Raw genomic sequence first — 4,985 nt, forward strand, 5'->3', positions numbered from 1 at the left:
GGCGGGGCGCCGGCGGGGCCGGGCGCGGGCACGGTGCCGGCGGGGACGGACGCGGCTCCCGGCCCGGGTGCAGCGCCGGTGGAACCGGAGGCGGCCCCCGGCGTGGGCGGGGCGTCGGTGAGGCCGGAGGCGAGTGCCTCGCCTGCCGGCGCGGGCACGCTGCCGGCACGGCCGGAGGGGGGCGCCTCGGCGCCCGCCGCATACGCGACCCCGGTACCACCGGAAACAGACGCCTCAGCACCCGGCGCAGGCACAGCGCCGGTACCGCTGAAGGCGGGCGCCTCCGCTCCCGGCTGCGCAGGCACGGTGTCCGTACGGCCGGACGCGGGCGCCTCAGGACCGAGAGCGGGCACAGCGCCGGTGCGGGCGGAAGCGGACGCCTCAGGACCCGGCGCCCCCTGCGCGGGGGCCGAGGCGTCCGCGCCCGGAGTTGGTGCCTCGGCGGCCGGAGTCGCAGAGACCTCCGCGCCGGCGGTCGTCGCGGTGCGGGCGTCCGTCGGTTCGGCGGTGTCGTCCGCGGGCGGGTCGTCGGGAGCCGCGTATGCGACGCCCGCGCCCGTCGAGGCGTCGTACGGACCGGCGGGGGCGGGCCCCGCGGGTGTGTCCCAGTGGCCCGAGCCGGCGAGGGGCCGGCTCAGTTCGTAGTCGCCGTCAGGGCCCGTGCCGGGGGACGGCGTGCCGTTCGGGCGGGCGAGTTCGAAGTCGCCGTCGGGTCCTTCGGACGTCCCCGGTGTGCCCGGCTTCCCCTCGTTCATGCTCTCCCCACGGCTGGACCGGCACGGATCGTCGGCACCGTGCTCCGGTCCGCCCGTGCGGTGGAGCCCGGCTCGGCGCCCGCCCGCGGAAGGGCGTGGGCGCGCCACCCGGAATCTAATCAGGTTCGCGCGCCCCCGCGCAGGGGCCCGGTCAGCGGGCCGTCCGCGCGGTGTGCGTGGGCGACGGGGCCGGGGACGGCGCGGCGGTGGCCAGGCCGGGGCGCTTGGCCCCGACCGCCGACGCCCACGCGCTCAGTCCGAACGCCGGAGCCGGGTTCAGCGGCCGTATGTGCGGGGGCGCCGGGATGCCCGGCAGCAGCGGGGCAGCGACGCCGGTGGGGACGACGGGTCCCGCGCCCAGCGCGCTCTGGCCGCCGGCCACCTGTCCGAGCAGCGGGCCGACGCCCCGGCGCCGGGAGTCCGGCGTGGTGGCCGCGCCCGCGCCCTGCGTGCGCGCCGGGGTGACGTTGCTCCCCTTGCCCTGGCCTCGCGCCTCCGCGTCGGCCGGGGCCACGCTCGAGACGCCGCCGAGGGCGATCGCGGCCAGCGACACCGCGCCGGCGGCGACGAACGCGAGCCGCATGCCGCGCGAGGCCGGCCGCCCGGCGAGGCCCGCCGCGGCGGCGGCCGCGGGCTGGTGGCGCCGCACGGGCGCGTACGCGAACTCGAAGCGCTCACCGCGCCGCGTCCCGAAGACGCCCGGCGTGGATCCGCCCGGCAGCGCGGAGCCGCCCAGCGGGGAGCCGCCGTCGCCGAAACCGCCCCCGGCGGGCAGCCCTTGAAGGCGCGCCAGGAGGCTCTCGGAGGGCGGCGGCGGCGCGGCGGCCGCGAACACGTTCTTCAGACGGCGCTGCTCGTCCACCTCCGCCTTGCACTTGGCGCAGGTGGCGACGTGCGCCAGTACGCGCTCACGCGCGTCATGACCGAGCTCCCCGTCCACGAGGGCGGCGAGCCGGTCTCCCAGGTGATGCTCCGCGAGGTGCCCCTCGGGGGACTTCGGCAGTGAACTGCTCACGCGCTCGCGCCCCCTCCCCCCAGTGCGGGGACACGCGGCACGAAGGAGGGCCGGTCCGCGCGCGCCTTGGGCGAGCGGTGCGCGAGGGCCTTGCGCAGCTGGGAACGGCCGCGGTGGATACGGGAGCGGACCGTGCCGAGCTTCACGCCCAGGGTGGCCGCGATCTCCTCGTACGACAGTCCTTCGATGTCGCACAGGACGACGGCGGCGCGGAACTCCGGGGCGAGCGTGTCGAGGGCCTGCTGGACGTCCGCGTCGAAGTGCGCGTCGTTGAAGACCTGCTGCGGCGTGGGCTCCTTGGAGGCGAGCCGCTCGGCCGCGTCCTCGCCGAGCGCGTCGAAGCGGATGCGCTGCTTGCGGCGGACCATGTCCAGGAACAGGTTCGTGGTGATGCGGTGCAGCCAGCCCTCGAAGGTGCCCGGCGTGTACGTCGACAAGGAGCGGAAGACGCGGACGAAGACCTCCTGCGTGAGGTCCTCGGCGTCGTGCTGGTTGCCCGTGAGCCGGTAGGCGAGCCGGTACACCCGGCCGCTGTGCATGCTGACGATCTCCTCCCAGGTGGGCGGAGTCCACGCCTGCCCGTCCGCGTCGGTGGAGAAAGTCGCGGTCTGGGCCGGGTCGCCGGCGCGGTCGTGGTCAGCAGCGGTGTTGTTCACGGATTTCGGCCTGCCCGCCGATCCGAGGAAGCGCCTCAGCACTCCCGCACGATCCACAGGCGCAGCCGCACCTCCCCTGTCGGCTCTGGTGGTGTCCAGTGGAGCCCCTACCATAGCCACCTCGCCCGTTAGCTCCGGATAAGCGGTTTTACGAGAATTTGATTCGGGCTGCCACGGCTCGTGCGACTGCGACTGCTCGGCGTCCGCGTCCACTCCTCGCCCCCCTTCCCGGCACGCGTCTCTCTCTTCTCCTTTGAACGACTGGTCCCATCAGCGGGTTCCCGACGCCAACGGATACAGTCACGCCCAGGCAACCACGGGGACAGGAGAGGGTCATTACCGCCAACCGGCAGACGAGCTGGGCGTTCGCCGACGCCTATGTCGCCGAGGACGAGGCGCTGCACTGGGCCCGCGACCGGGCCCGCGAGGCAGGCCTGCGCTCGGTGTCGCCCGGCACGGGCGCGGCCCTGCGGTTGCTCGCCGCCAGCGTGGACGCCAAGGCGGTCGCGGAGATCGGCACCGGCTGCGGCGTGTCGGGGATCCATCTGCTGCACGGCATGCGCCCGGACGGGGTGCTGACCACGGTCGACCAGGAGCCGGAGCACCAGCAGTCGGCCCGGCAGGCCTTCCGGGACGCCGGTTTCGCCGGCAACCGGGCCCGTTTCATCCCCGGCCCCGCGCTGGACGTGCTGCCGCGTCTCGCCGACGCGGGCTACGACCTCGTCTTCTGCGACGGCGACCGGCGCGAGTACCAGGACTACCTCGCTGAATCGTTGCGTCTTCTGCGCCCTGGAGGCCTGGTCGCCTTCGAAGGCGTCTTCGCGAACGGGCGCACCATGGACTCCGGCCCCCAGCCGACGGAGGTGCTGCGGCTGCGGGAGCTGGTGCGGGCCGTTCGCGAGAGCCAGGAGCTGGTGTCGTCGCTCCTGCCCGTGGGGGACGGGCTGCTGTGTGCGGTGAAGCGGTGAAGTGCCTCCCCCGCTTTCCCCCGTGCGTGTGCGCAAACAGCCGCCCCGGCACCGCGTGCGGCACCGGGGCGGCTGAAAGGGTATGGTCGCTTGCGCGCGTCAGCCGACGACCTTCTTGAGGGCGTCGCCGAGCGCGTCGGCCTCGTCCGGGGTCAGCTCGACGACGAGCCGACCGCCGCCTTCGAGCGGAACGCGCATGACGATGCCCCGCCCCTCCTTGGTCACCTCGAGCGGGCCATCACCCGTCCGCGGCTTCATGGCCGCCATGCTCGTTCCCCTTCCTGAAACCCAGCTCAACCGTCTAAGCCGACGGCCCACTGAAGGGCACCTGCGGTCCTCGAAGCAGGACACACGCCACCGGCATCGAACACATTGCTTCCAGGCCATTATCCCGCATGGCAGGACCCGATGACCAACATCAGTAGGCATCGCTTGGGCAACGCGCGCGAGCAAAACCACTCAATTCGGCGATGTGACTGCGATACTGCGCGCCCGCACAGACATCCGGACACCGGAATGCCGACGCGATTGTTAGACGCAGGTCACACCGGGACCGCCCGCCTGGACCCGTGAACTGGGTCATGCTGTCCTCCGACAGAGGATGTACTCACCAGTACGTCCCGAGCCGCACACGGAGGGATACGACCATGGCCGACACCGTGCTCTACGAGGTGAGCGACGGACTCGCGACGATCACGCTGAACCGCCCCGAGGCGATGAACGCGCTGAACGTCGAAGCGAAGGTCGCCCTCCGGGACGCGGTCCGGGCCGCCGCGGACGACGACGCCGTACGGGCCGTGCTGCTGACCGCGGCCGGGGACCGGGCGTTCTGCGTCGGGCAGGACCTCAAGGAGCACATCGGGCTGCTGGCCGCCGACCGGGAGAACGGCTCGGGACAGACCATGTCCACGGTGCGCGAGCACTACAACCCGATCGTGCGGGCGATCGCCGGCGCGCCGAAGCCGGTGGTGGCCGCCGTGAACGGCGTGGCGGCAGGCGCCGGGTTCGGGTTCGCGCTGGCCGCGGACTACCGGATCGCCGCGGACACGGCGGCGTTCAACACGTCGTTCGCGGGGGTCGCGCTGACCGCGGACTCGGGGATCTCCTGGACGCTGCCGCGGGTGATCGGGCCCGGCCGGGCGATGGATCTGCTGCTGTTCCCGCGGAACATTCCCGCGGAGGAGGCGTACGGGCTGGGGCTGGTGAACCGGGTGGTGCCGGCCGGTGAGCTGCGGGCGGAGGCCGAGAAGGTGGCGCGGGGGCTGGCCCAGGGGCCGACGGTGGCCTATGCGGCGCTGAAGGAGTCGGTGGCGTACGGGCTGAGTCACTCGCTCGAGGAGGCGCTGGAGAAGGAGGACGAGCTGCAGACGCGGGCGGGGTCGTCCGAGGATCACGGGATCGCGGTGCGGGCGTTCGTGAACAAGGAGAAGCCGAAGTATTTGGGGCGGTGAGGTGTGGCTGCCGCCGGGCTTCGAGGCGCGGGGGCGTTGGGCCGGGGTTCTGCGCAGTTCCCCGCGCCCCTGGGGGGTGGGGCCGGCGCCGGCCCGATGGTGCGGGTGCGTTAGGGCTTGGCGCGCAGTTCCCCGCGCCC

At 73.8% G+C, this 4,985-nt stretch carries 5 protein-coding genes and 1 pseudogene; 2 read left to right on the forward strand and 4 right to left on the reverse strand.

Annotated elements, in window-relative coordinates:
- The 3 genes and pseudogenes from CCN29_RS27365 to sigE all read right to left on the reverse strand — a co-directional run.
- Positions 1-755 (reverse strand): annotated as a pseudogene (locus CCN29_RS27365) (hypothetical protein); the annotation flags it as partial.
- Between the two features lie 151 nt (positions 756-906).
- On the reverse strand, positions 907-1,770 hold the full coding sequence (locus CCN29_RS27370) for a zf-HC2 domain-containing protein (protein WP_031016847.1): 864 nt from the start codon (positions 1,768-1,770) through the stop codon (positions 907-909).
- Entirely contained in the window at positions 1,767-2,426 is a 660-nt protein-coding gene (gene sigE / locus CCN29_RS27375) for an RNA polymerase sigma factor SigE (protein ID WP_006135598.1), read from the reverse strand. The genes CCN29_RS27370 and sigE overlap by 4 nt, the downstream gene beginning before the upstream one ends.
- Before the next feature lie 269 nt (positions 2,427-2,695).
- Between sigE and CCN29_RS27380 the strand changes: the two genes are divergently transcribed.
- A complete protein-coding gene (locus CCN29_RS27380) occupies positions 2,696-3,394 on the forward strand; it encodes an O-methyltransferase (protein ID WP_078592367.1) in 699 nt (232 codons plus the stop codon).
- Positions 3,395-3,493: 99 nt separating this feature from the next.
- On the opposite strand, the gene CCN29_RS27385 is transcribed toward CCN29_RS27380, so the two are convergent.
- Entirely contained in the window at positions 3,494-3,661 is a 168-nt protein-coding gene (locus tag CCN29_RS27385; protein WP_003966491.1) for a DUF3117 domain-containing protein, read from the reverse strand.
- Between the two features lie 380 nt (positions 3,662-4,041).
- Between CCN29_RS27385 and chcB the strand changes: the two genes are divergently transcribed.
- Positions 4,042-4,845, forward strand: coding sequence for a 2-cyclohexenylcarbonyl CoA isomerase (gene chcB / locus CCN29_RS27390; protein ID WP_006135600.1), 804 nt, complete (start codon positions 4,042-4,044; stop codon positions 4,843-4,845).
- Positions 4,846-4,985: the final 140 nt, after the last annotated feature.

It is taken from the genome of Streptomyces pseudogriseolus (assembly GCA_002154585.1).
In the GTDB taxonomy this organism is placed as follows: domain Bacteria; phylum Actinomycetota; class Actinomycetes; order Streptomycetales; family Streptomycetaceae; genus Streptomyces; species Streptomyces pseudogriseolus.

Excerpts from the sequence above, each read along its gene's own strand:
- chcB (WP_006135600.1), top strand. The coding sequence starts at position 4,042 with ATGGCCGACACCGTGCTCTACGAGGTGAGCGACGGACTCGCGACGATC.
- CCN29_RS27385 (WP_003966491.1), bottom strand. The coding sequence starts at position 3,661 with ATGGCGGCCATGAAGCCGCGGACGGGTGATGGCCCGCTCGAGGTGACC.